Genomic DNA, 20,376 nt, shown 5'->3' on the forward strand with positions numbered 1-20,376 from the left:
TAACTTCTCATAGATTAAAATATCAGGTAGAAATTCGACAAACATCAACAAAATCCTCTAAAAAATGACGATGTTATGTTTTCTTACATAATAGTTTGCAGAAAATGGCGATGTCGTTTAAAATATGAGTCAATAACGAAGTGGTATGTTAATTCCTATGACATGAATAAATTTCTAAGAGGGAGGCGCACTGTGCAGGTGAAAAACAGCAGGATTCCGCCGCGTCATGAAGTACGTCCCTATTTCCAACCCATTATCTCTTTGCAGAATCAACGAATCGTAGGGTATGAAACACTAGGTAGATGGGTTCGTGAGCGTGGTGTAGAGAGCTTAGGACCATTTTTCCAAAATCCTGAAATTTCTGAAGACATACATCTCATGATTGATCGTCATTTAAGAGAGCAGGCCATTGAACGAATCGCAGCTGCATCGGATGAGAGTGAACTATTTATCAACCTTAAGCCGTCTTGGATCTATAGAACCTACAAGCGAACGGGTGAATTACCAACGATTGAATTGTTAAAAAAATACCAGATTAATCCTTCGCGGATCGTCATTGAGATTACCGAAGAGGAATTTACGGGCAATCTCCAGGAGCTGACGTGGATCGTTGAATTATATCGAGAATTCGGATGCACAATCGCTATCGATGATGTCGGGAGCGGTTTTAGTAATTTCGATCGAATTGCGAGCTTACAGCCGAAGATCTTGAAGGTAGACCTGAATATTTTGAAAAAAAGTATCGTTCACGATGGCTACAAGGCAATCATGCAGTCTTTCTCTATTGTATCAGCGCAAATTGGGGCTTCCTTGCTTGTCGAAGGTGTCGAAACCAAGCAGGAACTGCGCAGCGCTTTGCAAGTGGGAGCGAGATATGTGCAAGGCTTCTTATTCTCCAAAGCAGAACCAAACCTGCAACGACCAGATGCGTACAAAGCCATGCTGGAAGTGGAAATTAAATCGTTCGGTGAGGATGAGTTTCAGCGCTATCATCGCTTGCTGAGTGTGCACCAAAGGCTGGATGCGTTAATCAATGCCTCTGTACACATCTCCAATGCGGAGGAGGCTGATGCGGTGATCGAGCGAACCATCAGTAACGTCACGGACAATTGTATCCGTATGTACATCTGTCAGGGAGACGGCTATCAGATTTCCTCTAACTACACACGTTCTGAAGAGGGGTGGGGCAAAGACGAGAGCTACCGTCAGGCAAACTGGACGTGGCGGCCCTATTTCATCTCTAACATTCTGATGATGAATCTTCAAAAGCAAGGCACACTCTCCCAAGCCTATACCGACTTGGATACCTCCCGTCAGATTCAGACTTACTCATGTGCGATGGGTGAGGGATATTATTTGTTTTTGGATTTGTCGATCTGAGTGGGGGGAAAGGACGGACGAACATCGACACTGCTTCGCATTCGCGAATAGATGGAAAAAGTACATCTAATTCGAGCGCTTTTGACAAAATAAAACGTTTAAATGGAAAATCTCCAGTTAATTTCGGGCAACTGGCCCCAATTCATTAAAATGAAGCAGATTAGATGTAGGTTTTACAGTTAATTGATTTATTTAGGAGATTTGAATGAATTTAACTGGAGTTTATACAGTTAAGTTTATGGATTAGCTTGTTGGTGGATGAGGTAGTGTGGAAGGGGAAGAGGTAATGTTGGGGTAAGGTGCGCCTCAGTGGAAGGACGGGGCAGATGAGTAGATAAGGGGTTGTGTATTAGGTTGCTAGAGAGATGGATGGATATGCATGGAGCACAAAAGAGGTTATCCCAGGTGAAGCTTGGGATAACCTCTTTTTACGCCTCGACCCACTCACGGCGGAGCGAGAATAGATCGCGCAGCTCGTCAGTCGACAGCTCGGTAATCCAGTTCTCGCCAGAGCCGACGATCTGCTGGCTGAGGCCGAGCTTGCGCTCGATCATCTCGTCGATGCGCTCCTCCAACGTGCCGAGCGTCACGAACTTGTGTACCTGCACGTGGCGTGTCTGGCCGATCCGGAAGGCGCGGTCCGTCGCCTGATTCTCTACGGCGGGATTCCACCAGCGATCGTAGTGGAACACATGATTCGCCGCCGTCAGGTTAAGCCCGATGCCGCCTGCCTTCAGCGAAAGGATGAACACATTGCGCTGCTCGTCGACCGGCAAGGTCGGGTCTTGAAAGTGCGCGATCATCTCATCGCGCCCGTTCTTGGCTGTTCCTCCGTGCAGGAACAGCACTTTTTCGCCGAGCTCCCCCTGCAGCACATGCTGCAGCAGGTTGCCGGTCTCGACAAATTGCGTGAAAATCAAGCATTTGTCGCCCTCTTGGCGCAGCTCCTGCACCATCTCGAGCAAGCGTTCTAGCTTGTTGGAGCGTCCGCTCCACGGGGCGCCGAGCCCTTCCTTGAGCAGCAAAGCAGGGTGGTTACACACCTGCTTGAGCTTCGTCAATGCAGCGAGGATGAGGCCACGCCGCTCCATCGCCGAAAGCTTATCCAGGCGATCGAACATATCCTGGATGTAGTTCTCGTACAACGAGCCTTGCTCTGCTGTGAGCGAGATGAACGTTTTGGACTCGTTCTTCTCCGGCAGATCCAGCTGGATAGCAGGATCTTTCTTCTCACGCCGCAACAGGAATGGGCGGATCAGTTTCTGAACTTTGCCAATCGTCGCCTCGTCGCGCGTCTTCTCGATGGCATTCACGTAGCGAGTCGTGAACTCGCGCACGGTGCCGAGATAGCCCGGATTCGCGAAGTCGAAGATCGACCATAGCTCAGTGAGTCGATTCTCAATCGGCGTTCCTGTTAAAGCAATGCGATGAAACCCATTCAAACGGCGAATCGCCGTAGCCTGTTTCGTATAAGCGTTCTTGATATTTTGAGCTTCGTCCAAACAGATCGAGTTCCAAGCAATTGCGCCCAGCTCACTCTCATCTAGATGGGAAAGCGTGTAAGATGTCAGAACCAAGTCGTAGTTGCCAACGATTTTCTCGCTAAAAGCAGGCCCTTTTAACCGCTGCGGCCCATAGTGAAGATGGACACGCAAGGAAGGTGCAAATCGTTTCAGCTCCATCTGCCAGTTACCTAGCACGGAGGTTGGACATACAAGCAACGAAGGTGTATCGGGCTGCTCGGTCTCCTTGACCGTGAGCAAGTAGGTGATCCATTGAATCGTTTTTCCGAGACCCATGTCATCGGCTAAGCAGCCACCGAGTCCAAATCTTCGCAAGAACAACAACCATGAGATGCCGTCGACTTGGTAATGGCGAAGAGAGCCATGAAAGCTAGGCGGCGGCTCCATCGTCGGAATTGCCGAGGTCTGCGTTAGCTGTTCGATCATGTGACGCAGCTGTTCGTTCAGCTCCACCTCCATGTCGAGGTAACGCGCAGCATCCGGATCATCCTCAGCGGGTAATAAGCCACCTGCATCACCGGCAAAATGCAGCTCCAACACATCGCGGAACGACAACCCTTGCTTCTTGTGCACTTGCTTCATAATCTGCTCGACCTGTGCCATGAACCGCGGGTCGAGCTGAATCCAGTTGCCGCGAATCTGGATCAGCTTGCGCTTCTCTTCCAGCAGCTGATGGAATTCCTCTTCCGTCAGCTCCAAATCCCCAACAGCCAGCTTCCAGTCGAACTGCATCAGCTGGGTCAGCCCGAACATCGTCTCCCGTCCAGAACCGACGGAAGACTTGATCTTGGCGCGTAGCTTAGGCCGCATCTTGCGGATGCGCTCCCACCACGCCGGCAGGAACACGCTCGTTCCTGCCTCAACCAGGCGGACGCTTCCCTCTGCGAGGAAGCGCCAAGCCTCCTCCTCCGTCAACGTCTGACGGAGGACGCCTTCGCCCGCATCCAGCCACGGCAGGATGCGCACCCACTTCGCCGCGTCGCGAGGGGCGCGGGCGATCTCGGGCAGCCATGCCTCAGGCAGTGGCTGCTCCCCGGCGACCGGCTCGCCGCCGGTCGTCACGGTGCGCAGCACCTCCGGCGCCAGCCGGTCCTGCAGCAGCACGCGTAGCTGCCAGCCCGCGCCATGCGCGAGGTCCGGCTCGACGAGCTGCAGGCACGTCCGCATCGGCGTCCGATCCTGACGCCAACCAATGCTGACGAGCCAGTCCTCCTCGTCCAGCCACACCTCGCCGCTGACATCGCCGCGGCGCATTAACGGATACGCAGCTTCCAGCTTGCGTAAATTGTCCTTCATGACCCCGTCGGCATCGACCCATTCCGGGATCAGGGCATGAATCCAGCGCTGCACCGCTGGCGTCTCCAGCAGTTGCAGCTCTTCGGGCAGCTGCAGCTTCCAGCCGATTTCGCCGGACTTCCATTTCTCGTAGTCAGGCATGAAACGGCCTGTCGCCAGCGACTCGCGAATAGCGGGGGCCAAAGCAATCACGTCAGTGCAAGATGCATGCCATTTCAATTGTAAGTGCTGAACAGGCTGCGGTTCGCTGAAATAATCGAGCGCTTCCAAAGGTTGCAGCTCGATGCCCTCCCGATTTTGCCATTCACTTGGTTCCATGAAGGTGCCGAAGAAGGAGGCGCGATGCCAGGCGAATAACATATGTTTTAAATCAAGAGCGTCCCAAATACCACCGTTTTCACGGGAACCCCATAGAAATAAGGAGCCGTTAGGTAAGGAACTAACGTGAACGGTTAGCGCGCTGGTTTCGATCATCGAATCCATTTTCCTTTCTTGAGCTCTTCTTGGAAAGCACGCAAACGCGAGAACTTATCCGCTAAGCGGTAAATATAGTGCTCCCAGCGGTCATCCTGGCCGATGTGTTTATAGATGCTATGCAGCTTCTTAAGGAGGCGGACCGCCGTCTTGTAAGAAGCCCTATTTTTCTCCAAAACAGCTCGTTCGGCTGCTTGATGATAGAGCGGAAGGAGCAGCGCGGAGTCATGTTCTTCGATCGCCTTAAGCTCCGCCCCATATAAATTCAAGGGGGAAATCCGATTCGCCAGTTGCAAATCGACCCACTGACGGTACCGCTTCGTTTGCAGCAAATACGCAGTGTAATAGTAGTAGGAACGTGGGAGTAAGGACTCCATCACCTGCACCCACTCGCTATCGTTAGCTAGATGCTTCGTCGTATCCAGCCAATATTGGCAGAAGGCGCGGAAATCATCATGATTGGCATTCGTTATCGCCGGGAATAGCCAACGAAGCCAGACCAGCATATGATCCCACTGTCCATCGCTCGCAAATCTATTTAGATAGAGGAAGAAATCCTTCGCATGGGGGTGTACGAGCTGCCCCAGCCGTTCGAAAGCCTGCTCGGTATGCCCCTGCATAATATCAAAATGCGCCCTAGCCGCAAGCAACGCATCCTTCTTCTTCGGAAGCAGTTCCTTCTTGGTCAGAAGAGCGTCAAGACGTGCGGTTTCTTCTTTCTGAGCGCTAGGTTGACCCGTCAATTTCCACCAGATGAAACGATACACGAACAACCAATCAACAGGACTGTCCTTGCCTTGCAGGGCGGATTCTCCGACCATTTTCATCGTGGATAACCATATCTTAGGTTCCGCTAAGAAAGAGCGGTTCACATCGATCCGATCGACGAATTCGACAAGCTTATCTTCACAGTTTTTGGCGGAAATTTTGCACCCATTTTCATGATAATAGCTTAAGTAGGAGCTCTTCGTTTCTTGATAAAATTGTTCGATCTTCCGCATCATGAACAGCACAATGTGGAACATGTAGAGTTCTCGCGTCGTATCGCGCCAATTGACTGCATAAGGCGGCAGGGACTCCAAGGCGGACTCATAGAAGGTTTCAATGGAATGCTGATGCGATATCGAGAAGCCGTGGAACTTTCCTTCAAAAAAACGATGCCAATCACTAGGCATACTATCTTCCAAAGGCACGTTCGCCTGTGCGGCCGCCTTACGTTCTTGTATAACGGAAGCCGCAGCACTTCGGGCTGGTTTCTTCCGTGTATGAATTTGCTGTTTGAGCTGCTGCAGGACAAGCTCTGGACGACCATACGTGGCGTATAGGCTGAAAAACGTAGCGCCAATATGCTGACAGAAGCCATCAAAAGAACACGTACAGGTGCTCGCAGCGAAATTTTCTAATTGGACGTCTACCTTATGAACTTGTTTGCTTGTGACGGTGGCCAGAACACTAAGTCCTTTGAGATCAACCTCGGTCACACGGCCTTTATGATAATACTCCCAGCCTTGCTCCAGACGGATGGCGTCAAAGTGCAGCGGGATTTGCTTGATGAGGTAGTTCATTCGATTTTTGGGAATTTGAAGTTTCAACATGTGATCGTTCCTACCCTCCGAGCGGCGCATTCCTTCTTCCATAGTAACAGATTTTTTCCGAAATTGCCCATTTCCACAGTTTATGCCAAAGGCGATATTTTTAATCCGTTTCGCAAGGGGTTAACCCTGCATTCTTATCCAGAATATGATAAAGTGAAGCTAGATGAAATGCTTCTTGAAGGGAGACTGCGCGAGTGGGTATTAAATTTGGTCGTGAATATAAGGACATTGTTACCGATTTTGTACGTGGGATCGAAATGGTGAATGGTTTCTATGAGCTGCTGGAGATGAGTGCAGAAGACTGGCAGGAGCTAGACGTGAGTGATCAGGAAGAATGCCTGCGTACGCTGGCTGACGATATATTCTATGGATTAGGCAGTACGCCGGTGATGCAGGTTGGAGCAGGTTCAGTTCGGCATGATGCAGGTAATCACGTGCTCAAGGTGCACGATGGCGAGAAGTTGGTTTCCGTCATTTATTTGGTGTAAAACAGGTAGAACGGATCGATAGAAAGGTGTAAAGAAGCTATGTTGGATGGCGCAAGAAAGGTTCTACAACAGGTTTATGGGTATCCGGAGTTCCGTGAAGGCCAGAAGAATATTATTTCGAACCTTCTCGAAGGAAAAGATACGCTCGGTATTATGCCGACAGGTGGCGGGAAATCGATCTGTTATCAAGTGCCAGCTCTGCTGATGGAGGGAGTGACGCTAGTCATTTCCCCTCTAATTTCTTTGATGAAGGACCAGGTAGATGCGCTCGGCGCACTGGGTGTTCCTGCGACCTTCATTAATAGTACGTTGGAAGCTAGGGAAGTGGAACAACGTATGCAAGGAGCTATGCAGGGCAAATACAAGCTGCTCTACATTGCTCCTGAGCGTCTCGAGTCGGAACGGTTTCGCGCACGGATGGCAGCGTTGAATCTGCCTCTGGTAGCCATTGACGAAGCGCACTGCGTTTCGCAGTGGGGGCATGATTTCCGCCCGAGCTATGTTTCGATTGCACCGTTCATTCGGCAGCTGCCGAATCGGCCTATAGTCGCTGCTTTTACGGCAACGGCTACAGCAGAGGTCACAGCGGATATTGCGAGGCTGCTGGATTTGGATGAGGCGGGTATTTTCATCAATGGCTTCTCGCGTGACAATTTGGAGCTAACCATTCTTCGCGGAGAGAAGAAGCGGGATTACATACAGAACTACGTGAAGGAACATACCCATCAGCCCGGCATTATTTACGCTGCGACGCGTAAGGATGTTGAGGATTTGTACGAGACGTTGCGCAAAAAAGGCTTCGCCGCAGGGAAGTATCATGCCGGCATGTCCGATGATGAGCGCTCCTACATGCAGGAGGCGTTTCTCTATGACGATATTCGCGTGATGATCGCAACGAACGCTTTCGGGATGGGGATCGATAAATCCAACGTCAGGTACGTAATTCACTACAATATGCCGAAAAATATGGAAGCTTATTACCAAGAGGCTGGCCGTGCGGGGCGCGATGGTGAGCCGAGCGAATGTATTCTACTGTTCAGTGCGCAGGATATTATGACGCAGAAGTTCCTCATTGAGCAGAACCAGCTGTCGCCTGAGCGCAAAGCGAACGAGTACAAGAAGCTCCAAACCATGATCGACTACTGCTATTCGCCGCGCTGTTTGCGGAACGCTATTTTACATTATTTTGATGAGCAAAATATTAAAGATACTTGCGGGAACTGCAGTTCCTGCAAGGACGATCGGGACACCGTCGACATTACGGTCGAGGCGCAGAAGATTTTCTCCTGCATTCGGCGCATGAACGAGCGCTTCGGGATTTCGATGGTTGCCTCTGTTTTGAAGGGCTCCAAGGCGAAGAAAATCATGGACTATCGGTTCGATCGTCTGCCGACACACGGGATTATGAGCAATTTGCCTGAAAAAGAGATCGCAGAATTGATCAATGTGCTCATTTCGGAAGGATTTTTGCAATTATCCGATGGTCAGTACCCAGTTGTTCGGTTGATGCAGCCTGCTGCGGAGGTGCTTCAGGGGAAGCTGACCGTCAATCAGAAGGTACGGAGGCAGCCTGTCCGTGCTGTCGCCGCGATGGACAATACGTTGTTCGAGCAGCTGCGACTGCTGCGTCGCGAAATGGCTGCGCGCGAGAAGGTGCCGCCTTATATTATTTTCGCCGATAGTACGCTGCGTGAAATGAGTGAGAGCTGTCCGACGACGGAAGCCGCGATGCTGCGCATCAAAGGGGTCGGTGAGGTGAAGTACCGCAACTACGGGAAGCCATTCTTGGAGCTGCTTCGCACGTATGCGGGTGAGAGTGATATGGACGTTGTTGCGTATGATTTCGAGTAAGGGAGCAGCTAATTAGTTCGATTTCACCTGTCCTTAGGCTCGCTCGCAAAGATAGCATGATGAAATCACCTTATTGGCTAGTTTGGAAGAGTATATGGAAGATTAGCGTTATGGCGCAGCGTTATTTCCATCTAAATGGCCTAGTTTCACCCATTTTGATCAAAATAGCGTTGTTTCGTAGTGCTAATCTTTCGTAGAACATGCATATAAAGCACATAGCGTTATGGCAGACCTCTATATGAAATCGCATATGACCGCACCTTTGTAAAGAGAGACAACCCCCTCTGAAACTGACCGGTCTCATAAAAATTTACTTCGTTGTAAACGGATTTGCCACATGTATGAGGAGTTGGTGAAGGTGAAGTTGGGGAGAGAAGAAGTTACGGAGCGCCTTACTATGCTGGGGACGTGGAGACTTGAAGCTGAGGAGAGCAAGTGGATCGTGCGAAAGTATCGATTTACTACCTTCATGCAAGGCATTTCTTTCGTGGGCGAAGTTGCCAGGATTTCAGAAGCTGTGAACCACCATCCCATGATTGCCATTGATTATAAAATGGTAACGCTGCGCCTGACCTCGTGGAGTGCCGGTGGCTTGACCGAGCTCGATTTCTCGACTGCTGCGAAGTTTGATCAGGCTTACGTGGAGGGGAACGCAGAGTAAGTAGCACTGCGCTTGCTTAGCACTGCGCTACGACAATCTGCGGACCTGTATAGACCATGCAGTGGAAGTCAGCCGTTCCCGTTGGCGTCCACTTCTCGTACGTATCCGTGATGGTGAAGCCAGCACGCTGGTAGGTGCGAATAGCCCGCTCGTTCCAAACGAGCACCTCGAGGTCGATTTCTTGCTCGGGGTTGCGATGCTGGGCTTCTGCTACAAGCAGTTGAACGAATTGGGTGCCGAGTCCGCTGGAGCCTGATCCGCCTTTACCGCAAAGATCAGGACGAAGTCCTAGGCCCAGGCGGGTAACGCCGACGATCGGGAAGAACTGAACGAAACCGATTAGTATGCCGTTGTGATCCACTACGCCACGATATTGCTCGTCCCGGACTTGTGAATCAGCGAATTCCGACTGGTTGTCGAGCATCGTGGTCCAGGCCGGCCAGTTGTAAATGGCGTAGGGAGCCGGATACCGCCATGTGCACAACTCTTGACATGCCGATTCCGTAAGTGGAACCACGCGCCAAGAAGAATTTAAGGTAATAGGTTGTGGCATTTCTTGGGCAACCTTTCTATAGGCAGTTTTTGGCCATTGTTCTATTAGGGGTTTAATAATCCCCAAGGCAAGTAACACATGTTCGTTCGCTATTTTATCATAAAATACCAATAAGGAGGGCACCCGTGATGACACAAGTGACCGTTCGTGAAGCCGTCATATCCGATATCCCCCAGCTCAAAACTTTAATGCTCACTTACATTGTCGATTTCTATCAGTACCGACAACCGGAGGATGAGAAGCTAAATGCTTTAATTCATGAATTGCTCGAACAAAAAGTGGGTATTCAATTTGTGGCTGAGACCGAGGAAGGTGCGCTTGTCGGCTTTGCGACGCTATATTTTTCCTTCAGCACGCTGCGTGCCGCCAAGATTGCCGTCATGAATGATTTGTTTGTTGTGGAAGCAGAGCGTGGACATGGTGCGGCGGCGAAGCTTTTTGCAGCTTGCAAAGGCTATGCGGCTAGACATGATTATGCCAAAATAACCTGGGAAACAGCCCCAGAGAACTTACGCGCGCAAGCTTTTTACGATAAAATGGGTGGAGATCGTGGTCATTGGCTGACCTATTCTGTGATTCCCACAAGTGGGATGGGCGATTAATTAAAGGTAGGGGAAGGTGGCAGAAACCGTGGAAAATATCGTAAGTCAGTCGTGGTTGCTGGGACAATTAGGGGATGCGAATATCGTTATCGCGGATTGTCGGTTTGCACTGGGCAAGCCTGAATTAGGCCGTGAACAGTATGTGCAGGATCATATTGAAGGCGCGGTGTATGTCGATTTGGAAAAGGATCTTTCCGGTGCCCTTATGGCGCATGGCGGACGACATCCGCTTCCGGATCTTGGTGCCTTCTCAATCCTTATCGGCAGTCTCGGCATTGACGGTACGAAGACCGTCGTTGCTTACGACGATCAAGGTGGAGCTATGGCATCGCGCCTATGGTGGATGCTGAAATTCCTCGGCCATTCCGAGGTATATGTACTGGATCAAGGATACTCCGCATGGAAAGCCGCGGGATATCCAGTTACAGCTGAGGTGCCTGCGGTATTCCCGCGCACCTTCTCGCCGAAGGTGCACCGCTCCATGCTTGCTAGCATGGATGAAGTGAAGGACAAGCTCGGTCGCCCAGGCGTCGTGCTGGTAGATTCGCGCGAGGAGCGCCGCTACCTCGGCCTCGAAGAGCCGATTGATGCGGCGGCGGGCCACATCCCAGGCGCGCGCAACTTCTTCTGGAAGGGCGTTCTCGGCGAGAACGGCGCTTGGTTATCAGCTGCGGAGCAAGAGCAGCACTTTGCCGCACTGCGTGACGCTGATGAAATCATCGTCTACTGCGGCTCGGGCGTGACAGCGTGCCCGAACGTGCTGGGGCTAAGCGAAGCGGGCTTCGATAACGTGAAGCTCTACAGCGGAAGCTGGAGCGATTGGATCTCGTGGGAAGATAACCCGATTGCGACGGGTGAAGAGTGAGAACTGAAGAGCGTGTAGCAGTACTTACATGAATACATCGCCAGGCGGTCTATAAGCCCTGGCGATGTATTTGTTTACCCTGAAGTCAACAACCGAATTCAGTTGACATCCTGGAAATTCGTAACATATAATTAGGATGCTAGCAATATTGACGCGATCTCAGAATTCAGTTGACATCCTGGAAATTCGTAACATATAATTAGGATGCTAGCAATATTGACGCGATCTCAGAATGGAGCAATACCTTATGTCTCAATCCGTCCTTTACTTAAAAAGAACCTATATTATTATGCGCAAAGAGCTTGACGTGCGGTTAAGCACATTCAATCTGACGACTTCGCAATTCGAGATCCTGGGTTATTTGGCTCAATCAGGAGGGTTGGAGCAGCAGAAGCTCCAGCATCATAGCGGGATTACATCCGCGACGTTGACCGGAATATTAGATAAACTGGAGGCTCGGTCATACATCTCTCGTAAGCCTAGCCATACAGACGGAAGGGCTAATGTTGTGACGCTCACGCAGCAGGGCAACGAGGTGTTCGGTAAGCTGGTGGATCTTATTCTGGAATTCGAGAACGAGATGCTTAAAGGGTTCACGCAAGCCGAGAGAGATTTGTTGGGGCAGTGGCTGCAACGAGTAGCCAAGAACCTAGGGGATAAGGAATATTATTAATAGGGGCTTTTAGCCTTCACTAATAGCTAGCATCCTAACAATCTAAGAGGAGGTGAGTGCAATGATGCGTGTTTAAGAACGAAGATGAAAAACGTTTGTTCAATAGCTAGGATCCTAACTAATATAGGGGGTTATTATGCGAATCGTAGTTACGGGAGGAACAAGTGGAATCGGGTACGGGACGGCGCGCTTGGCCGCGGAACGCGGTTGGAAGGTGACGATCGTCGGTCGAAATCGAACCCAAGGCGCTAAGATTGCGGCGGAGCTGGGGGCGGATTACCTCCATGCGGATCTGTCCAGGATGTCGGATGTACGTCGGTTAGCAGAACAGCTCGAAGGACCGATTCATGCGTTAGCGCTATGCGCGGGAGGAATATCTACCGACAAAGAGGTACGGCTGACCAATGAAGGGTTGGAGACGACTTTCGCAACGAACTATTTGAGTAAATTCGTGTTATCGGAAATGCTTCTTCAACAGAACAAGATCGCACCCGACGGATGCATCGTTATGGTAGGAGGGAATGGCGTCCACAAAAATACTTCTGCCGCTTGGTCTGAGCCTCAAGCTGGTCTTAGGGCCGCGATGAAGGCGGCGCTTGCGGTCGATATCTACGCTTCTGAGCTCGCTAAGCGATATCCAGAGCTGCTCGTGCATACCTGTTATCCGGGCATGGTTCGAACGAAACTGTTTCAAGAGGCTCCATTGCTGTTCCGATTGATGTCTCGTTTATTCGGCCAGCCGATAGCTAAAGGCAGCGCTTATCTAGGTCGGCTGATCTTGGAGAATCATTCGGGGGTACATTGGAAGCAGGATCGCCCCATGCGTTTCCACGTTCCTTTGCCCGAAGGCCAAGAAGCCGAGGCGCTATGGGCATATAGTCGACAATATATCTGACCACATAACCAAGGAGGTTAAGCATGCGCTATAAAGCAGGCTGGCTGGTGAAGAATCATATTTTGGCGTTAACGCACTATGAACCGGTGGTAACGATGGAGGATTTCCGGGATATCGCAACGGATGCGCACATGGCTTTGCAAGAGGCGACACAGCCCTTTCACCTTCTAATCGATAATCGGATTATCGCCGAAAGGACGGTCGCCACGCTGGATTCGATGTTGAAAGCTCTGCCGATCCTCGAACATACGCACTTGAGATGGATTGTTATCGTGCTGCCCGAAGCCATCAAAGAGACTGCGGCAGCCAGACAAGTCGAGCGGCAGGGGGCGATTCAATTAAAATTCGTAGACAGTCTGACTTCCGCATTCCAGCATCTTGCTCGTGAGGATGAGCATATTGATGAGGTGGATAGCATGGAATCGAGCTGGAGCGACTGGATCTCGTGGGAAGATAACCCGATTGCGACGGGTGAGGAAGAATAGGATAGAAGCCGCTGCGAACGCGGGTTAGAGGGCTGTGACAGGTTATGAGCAAGTGACCTGTCGCAGCTCTTTTTGGCATCTTGGGCATATCGCAGATGTTAACGACTACGATGTGATAAACATCACAGCCAGATCTGACATACTCCTTTAGTATCTGTTCTAAGGAAGAGTTAGCGGATCTCAATCGTATTCATCAGATGTTGCTCTGCATGACATAAATTCGGAGGTGAGCGTAAATGGAAATTGCCGCGCTCGAAAAGGTTGAGCAGCTTGCCTTGAAGAAGCTCAAAGTATTCAAGATGAGCCGTCTACGGTATCTCGCGCGCTCCGCACTCGCGAGCATGTTCATCGGCTTCGGCGTCATCGTTGCGTTCAAGACGGGTAGCTTTTTTTATGGAGAACATTCTCCTCTTACGTATCCAATGGCGGCAATTACTTTCGGTGCAGCCATCATTTTAATCACTTACGGGGGAGGGGATTTATTCACAGGCAACACCTTTTACTTCACTTACGCTGCTTTGAGACGGAAAATTCGTTGGAGTACCGTGCTGAAGCTATGGCTATATACCTACATCGGCAACATCATCGGTGCAGTCTTTTTCGCGTTCATGATCTACACAACCAGCTTATTTGCAGAGTCGTCTGTCAACGAGTTCTTGCTCAGTGTCGTGGATAAAAAAATGAATCTGCCGATGGGGGAGCTGTTCTTCCGCGCCATCCTCTGTAACTGGCTCGTCTGTCTTGCCTTCTTCATTCCTCTGTCCCTTAAGGGAGATGGAGCGAAGATGTTTGCCATGGTTCTCTTCGTGTTCTGCTTCTTTATCTCCGGATACGAACATAGCATTGCCAATATGTGTACATTCGCAATTGCGTTGGTGCTGCACCATCCAGGGACGATATCCATCGGCGGAGTGTTTCATAATCTCATTCCGGTCACCCTGGGCAATATCATTGGCGGCGCGGTGCTGATGGGCGTGATGTATCACTATGTGAACAAACCCTATTTGGAAGAAGAACTCAATTCAACTACTACATTTACGGAGGGCGATTTGGATGAATAAAACGAAGATTGTAATCATTGGAGTAGGAGCCGTTGGTGCAACGACTGCGTACACACTGTTGCTAAGGGAGCGGGCGGATGAGCTGGTGCTCATTGACGCCAACAAAGGCAAGGCGAAAGGCGATGCCATCGATATGAACCACGGCCTTCCTTTCTTAGGAAAAACGAAGGTATGGGCGGGCGAATATGAGGATTGTCGCGATGCCAGCATTATCGTGATTACAGCAGGCGCTGCCCAAAGGCCAGGCGAGACTAGGATCGATCTGTTGAAAAGGAATGTCGGCATATTCGAGAGCATCATGACAGAAGTGCTCAAGTATAATCAGGACGGCATTATGCTGATTGCCTCCAACCCTGTGGACATCATGAGCTACTTCTCGTGGCGGAAGTCGCAGTGGCCTGTTCAGCGGATCATCGGTTCGGGCACGCTGCTAGACAGCTCGCGCTTCCGTTACCTGATCGGTGAAGAGCTAGGGATCGACCCTCGCAGCGTGCATGCCCATATCATCGGCGAGCATGGCGATTCCGAGCTCCCGGTGTGGAGTCTGGCCAATATTGCCGGAACCCGCATTCCATTCGACGAGGAGACGAAGGAGAGAATCTTCACGAACACGAGGGATGCGGCATACGAGATCATCTCGGCCAAGGGGGCTACCTACTACGCGATTGCCCTCGCACTCGACCGTATTTGTACCGCAATTCTTCGCGATGAAGGTGCTGTGCTTAATGTCTCGACGCTGCTTCAAGATTATCACGGGGTATCGAATGTCTATCTGGGCGTCCCTTGCGTCGTGGATCGCAGCGGCGTTCGTGAAGTGCTCGAACTAGAGATCTCGGAGTTGGAGCGCGAGCAACTTCACCGGTCAGCACAGAAGATGAAGGAACTTATTCAGTCCATTGAAGTATGAAGATGCAAGGATTGAAGCCGCTGCGAACGCGGGTTAGAGGGCTGTGACAGGTTATGAGCAAGTGACCTGTCGCAGCCCTCTTTAGGCTTTTTGCAAATAGGTTACGAGAGAGACTAGAACGCCTTAAATTACTTTAATTTACCAGAATTATCGTGTAAAATATTAGCAGATATTGTTGAAATGAAGGGAGATTACTAGCTTTTGTATAAGCATTGAGGCAACTCGTGCTTCTATTAACTGTGCCTGTTTCTATCATGATTTGAGAGATTCGTAATGAAGTAGAAAATGAGATTTGATCACTGTAGCAGCGCAATAATTTCATTAAATTGTTCTAGCCATTTTGAATTTTTATGTAAAGGGAGAGAAAAGATGAAAATAAAAATAGGTGCCGTTATGATGGTGCTCCTGCTTGTTGTATCGCTCCTGCCGAATCCGTTCTTCCCTGTACGGATAGCTTCGGCGGCTGTGATTGACATCAGTACGCCAGCAGAACTGGCAGCAATTAATGCCTCTACGCTGAGTTTGGCGGGGGAGTACAGATTAATGAACGATATCGATCTGGCCGGATACGATAACGGAGATCATAAGGGATGGCTGCCATTGGGGAAGCAAGGTTCCCCATTTACTGGAACTCTGAATGGTAATGGTTATGCGATCCGCAATATGTCAATCAATCGCACTAATAACAACAATGTTGGATTATTTGGTCAGACCTCGGGTGCAACGATTACCGATGTGCGTCTGGTAAATATGACAGTGCAAGGGGCCCTTTATGTAGGTGGGATCGTCGGTGAAGCGGAACGAACTTCCATTTCAAATTCCTTCACTGAAGGAAACGTAACAGGGAATGGAACCGTTGGTGCACTAGTCGGTTACAACTCTTTATCCACCATCTCGGATAGCTACGCCCAAGGACAGGTTAATATCGGTCCCTCTCCTGATGACAGCTTCGGTGGTGCAATCGGCTATTCGACAGGCAGTACGATTGGTTACGTTACCCGAGTGTACTCCATAACTTCGGTGGGATCTGGCTCCTATTCTGGAGGGCTGATTGGACAAAGACCTGGCGGAACAGTCACGTCCTCGTACTGGAATACGGCGACAAGCGGGATGAGTACTTCCGATGGTGGAGAGGGGAAGACCACTGCTGAGATGAAGCGCAAAGCGACATATGTGGGTTGGGACTTCACCAACACATGGGGACTCATTGAAGAGGCCACGTATCCGCTTCTGCGCAGCGACTACACCAAAGTCGCATTAGCATCGTTGACTGTGGAGGATACGGCTGATCATGCTCCGCAAGCACTGGACCGCGCGTTTAGTAGCGAATACGGGGCTTACGTGGTGAAAGTGGTGAGCAAGACTGATCAGGTGACCGTAGCGGGAACAGCATTAAGCGGTACATCGAATGTTTCCGTAGATGGCGGTTCTAGCACGAATGTACTTCCCCTGAACCCAGGACCCAATGATTTTCAAATAAAAGTAAGCGATGCAACTGACCCTACAAGGCTTAATGCGATCTACAAACTGACCGTTATCCGTGATGCGGGCACAGCGGACTATCCGCATCGCATCACAACAGCCGCACAGCTTTCCAAGATCGGCAATGCGGCTGAAGGTTATGGGATGGCTGAGGTCTATTTGTTGGAAAATGACCTTGATTTATCCGCCTTCGGTTCAGGTGAGGGTTGGGTGCCAGTGGGCAATGCTTCAACTCCATTTAGCGGAAGCTTCGATGGGCAGAATCATACGATAGCAAACATCGGCATTCAACGAGCGGGAACGGATGGCGTCGGGTTATTCGGCTCTACTTCCAGTGCATCGATAAAGAACATAGCCTTGTTGGGCACGAATATCCACGGCAAGGACAAGGTTGGAGCGTTGATCGGGGAGGCCGTCAACACAACAGTGAGTGGGGTGTCTGTACAAGGAGCTGTTTACGGTGTTAACAAGGTTGGCGGCTTAGCTGGCGTTGTTGACGGAGTATTCACCATCAGTAAGTCATATTCAGCTGCGACTGTTAGGGGGAGCGTTGATACGGGAGGTCTGATCGGAATCCGAAATGGAGGCACTGTGTCGGACTCATTCTGGGACATCACCCACAGCGGTCAAGCAGACTCAGCAGGGGGAACTGGTCTGACGACGGCGCAAATGATGCAGCAGGAAACATTTGCTGCTGCTGGCTGGGAATTTGGCAGCGGTAAACAGTGGGGGATGATTGAAGGGACGACCTACCCCATGCCATACGCCAGCTTTGCCAAAGTCCTGCTAAGTGGAATGACAGTTACAGCGCCGGGGGCAACGGTGTCTTTGAACGCTGCTTTTGCTAGTCTGAGTGGCGTGTACGTTGCAACACTTAACACACCAGTTACCTCTGCACATATAGCTGTTACAGCTGTAGATACAGCGGGCGCGCATGTAGCGATGAATGGCACGGCTGGCAGCACGGGAGATATCAATTTGAAATTAGGGGATAATCCCGTTGAAATTCGAGTCACGGATGTAGCCGGACTGTGGCAAGGCGTGTACCGTCTGAAGATTATCGTACCGACTCCGCAGCCATCTGCTGTAGAAGTTCCCGCTAGCGGCACTTATGGCGTCGGACAGCAACTTGACTTTACGGTCACATTCACTAAACCCGTCGATGTTGCAGGTATTCCAGAGCTGCCGTTGCAATTGAACGGCGTAGATCGTGCAGCCCTTTACACAGGAAAAGCCGCAGGCCACCCGGAAAAACTGCAATTCAGCTACACAATCCAATCGGGGGATCAGGACACGGATGGCATCGAGCTGGGAACGGCAATTGCCGCTGTTGCTCCTGCAGCTATCACGGCGTTGGGGGGAGCCGTTGGGTTGGATCTACCCGTTTCACTCCCGAGTCTGAGTCATATTCTCGTTGACGGAATAGCGCCGACAATCAGCCTCACGCCATCTGTCACTGTTCCGACTAACAATGCTGTCACAGTTACAGTTAATGCGGATGGAACTGGCAGCACGCTAGCTCCTCTCAAATGGTCCGCAAGTGTTCAAGATGCAGTCTACTTCACGACTTCGGGAACAGTCCTCACAGGAGGTGCCTTCCAGGTAAGCGCGAATGGAAGCTATACCGTTTTCGCTAAAGATGGCGGTGGCAATACCGTTGTCGAAACAATTGAGATTACGAATATCGTTACGGATGCTCCCGAAATTACACTGTCCTACACACCGATGACGCTTGTGAGTACAAGTGTAGACTTAACTGTAACAACAACCGTCTATGGTGCGGGGGCTGGCAATGCATTGACTGACTTGCGCTGGGCGGAAGGTGAGCATACTGCTGTGGACTTCACCTCCCCATTATTCGGAGCGGATGTGCCGTTGTCCGGTGTCGTCCCTATTGCTCAGAACGGCAAATATACAGTATATGCGGCTGATTCTGCAGGTAATAGACAAGTGAAGACCATTGAAATTACCAATATCTTGACGGATGCTCCGCAGATTACATTGACTTATACTCCGATGACAATTGTTAATACCGGTATAGACTTAACTGTAACGGCAGTGGTTTATCACACGGCGGCGGGTAATGCATTGACTGATTTACGCTGGGCGCAAGGTGAATATACAGCTGTGGACTTCACTTCCCCGTCATTCGGTACGGGTGTGCCGTTATCGGGCATCGTTCGTATTACCCAAAGCGGTACCTATACGATATTCGCGGCTGATTCCGCAGGAAACAAGCAGGTCAAGACGATTGACATTACCAATATTATTACGGATGCTCCCGAAATTACACTGACCTATACACCAATGACGCTTGGGAGTACCGGTATAGACTTAACGGTAACGGCAGTGGCTTATAACGCGGCAGCAGGTAATACGCTGACTGATTTACGCTGGGCGCAAGGTGAGCATACGGATGGGGACTTCGCTGCCCCGACGTTCGGTACGGATGTGCCGTTATCGGGAATCATTCGCATTACCCAAAACGGCACATATACGATATTCGCGGCTGATTCTGTAGGCAATAAGCAGGTCAAGACGATTAACATTACGAATATTGGCAGTCCTTCTTCAACAGATGAGCAGGTGGGTACTCCAGCTCCGACTCCTGGTTTGTTCGCTGTCGTCCCAGGTAAGGAATACACCTTGAGAATCGCTGGAGCGACACTGTTTATTCCTATTGGCGCAATCGAGCAGTCGATGACCATCACGATACAGAAGATTACAGGTGACGTACAAGGGTTGCTCCAGTCGGATCAACTGATTCTCAGCGATGTATTTGAAATAAAGAAAGATGTGCCAGGTAAATTTAAAGTTCCTGTTCAACTGAGTATTGAATGGTCCAATACGGAATTGGATCGTGCACAGAAGCAGCCGGTATTAGCCTACTACGATGAAACAACCCTACAATGGGTGAGTATCGGAGGTAGTGCTAATGGAAACACCCTAGCAGGCAAAACAGACCACTTCACCAAGTTTGCGGTGATAGCTGTGGCTGTGGAATCGGAGCCGGGACTCACGGATATCTCCGGTCATTGGGCAGAACAAGCGATTCGTGAGGGTGTTATCAAAGGAGTAGTTCATGGTTATCCCGACGGAACTTTCCGCCCAGACACGCCTGTCTCCCGAGCTGAATTTGCACTGATGTTGCAACGGATCATGGCTTGGCCGGACGGCAATGGGTTATCTTTCGAAGATCAGCGTGACATGCCAAGCTGGGCAAGTGGCGCTGTCGCGGCAGCCGTGCAAACAGGTATCGTTAGTGGATACCCGGACAACACGTTCCGCCCGAATGCCAATATCAACCGCGCGGAAGTGGCGGTTCTAATCGCCAAGGCTGCTGAGCTGCAGATTGCAGATAGGCAGAAGACCACCTTTGCGGACAATGCCGCAATAGCTGACTGGTCCATGCCTTATGTTAGCGCATCACAAGAGGCTGGTCTCGTGCAAGGGCAGAACGGAAATCTGTTCCATCCGATGGCCACGACGACCAGAGCGGAAGCCGCCGTTCTACTACTGCGCTTGGCTGCATATATCCAGTCGCAAAGCCAATAACTGTGTATTCGTCAATGGGCGGATCCCTTA

Annotated in this window: 15 protein-coding genes; 12 read left to right on the top strand and 3 right to left on the bottom strand. The window is 50.6% G+C overall.

The genetic code is table 11. The annotated features are described in order from the left end of the window. The first annotated feature begins 198 nt into the window (after nucleotides 1-198). The gene (locus AC58PV_RS28820) at nucleotides 199-1,380 is read left to right on the top strand and encodes an EAL domain-containing protein (protein WP_497436220.1); all 1,182 of its coding nucleotides are present in this window, start codon (nucleotides 199-201) and stop codon (nucleotides 1,378-1,380) included. Between the two features lie 428 nt (nucleotides 1,381-1,808). Here the strand turns inward: AC58PV_RS28820 and AC58PV_RS28825 are convergent, their stop codons facing one another. After that, a complete protein-coding gene (locus AC58PV_RS28825; RefSeq protein WP_497436221.1) occupies nucleotides 1,809-4,682 on the bottom strand; it encodes a DEAD/DEAH box helicase in 2,874 nt (957 codons plus the stop codon). After that, entirely contained in the window at nucleotides 4,670-6,268 is a 1,599-nt protein-coding gene (locus AC58PV_RS28830) for an SWIM zinc finger family protein (RefSeq protein WP_497436222.1), read from the bottom strand. Before AC58PV_RS28830 ends, AC58PV_RS28825 begins: the two co-directional genes overlap by 13 nt. Nucleotides 6,269-6,462: 194 nt before the next feature. On the opposite strand from AC58PV_RS28830, the gene AC58PV_RS28835 reads away from it, so the two are divergent. The 3 genes from AC58PV_RS28835 (at nucleotide 6,463) to AC58PV_RS28845 (ending at nucleotide 9,268) form a co-directional block, all read left to right on the top strand. Continuing rightward, the gene (locus tag AC58PV_RS28835; RefSeq protein ID WP_497436224.1) at nucleotides 6,463-6,756 is read left to right on the top strand and encodes a hypothetical protein; all 294 of its coding nucleotides are present in this window, start codon (nucleotides 6,463-6,465) and stop codon (nucleotides 6,754-6,756) included. A 39-nt stretch (nucleotides 6,757-6,795) separates the two neighbouring features. Further along, a complete protein-coding gene (gene recQ, locus AC58PV_RS28840) occupies nucleotides 6,796-8,607 on the top strand; it encodes a DNA helicase RecQ (RefSeq protein WP_497436225.1) in 1,812 nt (603 codons plus the stop codon). Nucleotides 8,608-8,965: 358 nt separating this feature from the next. After that, nucleotides 8,966-9,268, top strand: coding sequence for a 4a-hydroxytetrahydrobiopterin dehydratase (locus AC58PV_RS28845; RefSeq protein ID WP_497436226.1), 303 nt, complete (start codon nucleotides 8,966-8,968; stop codon nucleotides 9,266-9,268). A gap of 16 nt (nucleotides 9,269-9,284) precedes the next feature. Here AC58PV_RS28845 and AC58PV_RS28850 read toward each other — a convergent pair whose 3' ends face one another. Beyond that, nucleotides 9,285-9,821 carry a GNAT family N-acetyltransferase gene (locus AC58PV_RS28850; RefSeq protein WP_497436227.1) on the bottom strand — a complete coding sequence of 179 codons (537 nt, stop codon included), beginning with the start codon at nucleotides 9,819-9,821 and terminating at the stop codon, nucleotides 9,285-9,287. Nucleotides 9,822-9,949: 128 nt separating this feature from the next. Between AC58PV_RS28850 and AC58PV_RS28855 the strand changes: the two genes are divergently transcribed. The 8 genes from AC58PV_RS28855 to AC58PV_RS28890 all read left to right on the top strand — a co-directional run bounded on the left by AC58PV_RS28855 (nucleotide 9,950) and on the right by AC58PV_RS28890 (nucleotide 20,346). Further along, nucleotides 9,950-10,423, top strand: coding sequence for a GNAT family N-acetyltransferase (locus AC58PV_RS28855; protein ID WP_068668072.1), 474 nt, complete (start codon nucleotides 9,950-9,952; stop codon nucleotides 10,421-10,423). A 28-nt stretch (nucleotides 10,424-10,451) separates the two neighbouring features. Continuing rightward, complete coding sequence (locus tag AC58PV_RS28860; protein ID WP_497436229.1) at nucleotides 10,452-11,288, top strand: sulfurtransferase; 837 nt, start codon at nucleotides 10,452-10,454, stop codon at nucleotides 11,286-11,288. A 247-nt stretch (nucleotides 11,289-11,535) separates the two neighbouring features. Next, complete coding sequence (locus tag AC58PV_RS28865) at nucleotides 11,536-11,961, top strand: MarR family winged helix-turn-helix transcriptional regulator (RefSeq protein WP_497436230.1); 426 nt, start codon at nucleotides 11,536-11,538, stop codon at nucleotides 11,959-11,961. Between the two features lie 136 nt (nucleotides 11,962-12,097). Beyond that, a complete protein-coding gene (locus AC58PV_RS28870; protein WP_497436231.1) occupies nucleotides 12,098-12,856 on the top strand; it encodes an SDR family NAD(P)-dependent oxidoreductase in 759 nt (252 codons plus the stop codon). 23 nt (nucleotides 12,857-12,879) lie between these two features. Further along, the gene (locus AC58PV_RS28875; protein WP_497436232.1) at nucleotides 12,880-13,341 is read left to right on the top strand and encodes a hypothetical protein; all 462 of its coding nucleotides are present in this window, start codon (nucleotides 12,880-12,882) and stop codon (nucleotides 13,339-13,341) included. A 236-nt stretch (nucleotides 13,342-13,577) separates the two neighbouring features. Beyond that, entirely contained in the window at nucleotides 13,578-14,402 is an 825-nt protein-coding gene (locus AC58PV_RS28880) for a formate/nitrite transporter family protein (RefSeq protein ID WP_497436233.1), read from the top strand. Continuing rightward, nucleotides 14,395-15,309, top strand: a complete 915-nt coding sequence (locus AC58PV_RS28885; RefSeq protein WP_497436235.1) for an L-lactate dehydrogenase — start codon at nucleotides 14,395-14,397, stop codon at nucleotides 15,307-15,309. Before AC58PV_RS28880 ends, AC58PV_RS28885 begins: the two co-directional genes overlap by 8 nt. A 369-nt stretch (nucleotides 15,310-15,678) precedes the next feature. Further along, nucleotides 15,679-20,346: an S-layer homology domain-containing protein gene (locus tag AC58PV_RS28890; protein WP_497436236.1), complete on the top strand. Its 4,668-nt coding sequence runs from the start codon at nucleotides 15,679-15,681 to the stop codon at nucleotides 20,344-20,346. Nucleotides 20,347-20,376 lie beyond the last annotated feature (30 nt).

Source organism: Paenibacillus sp. J22FR83, assembly GCF_059691955.1.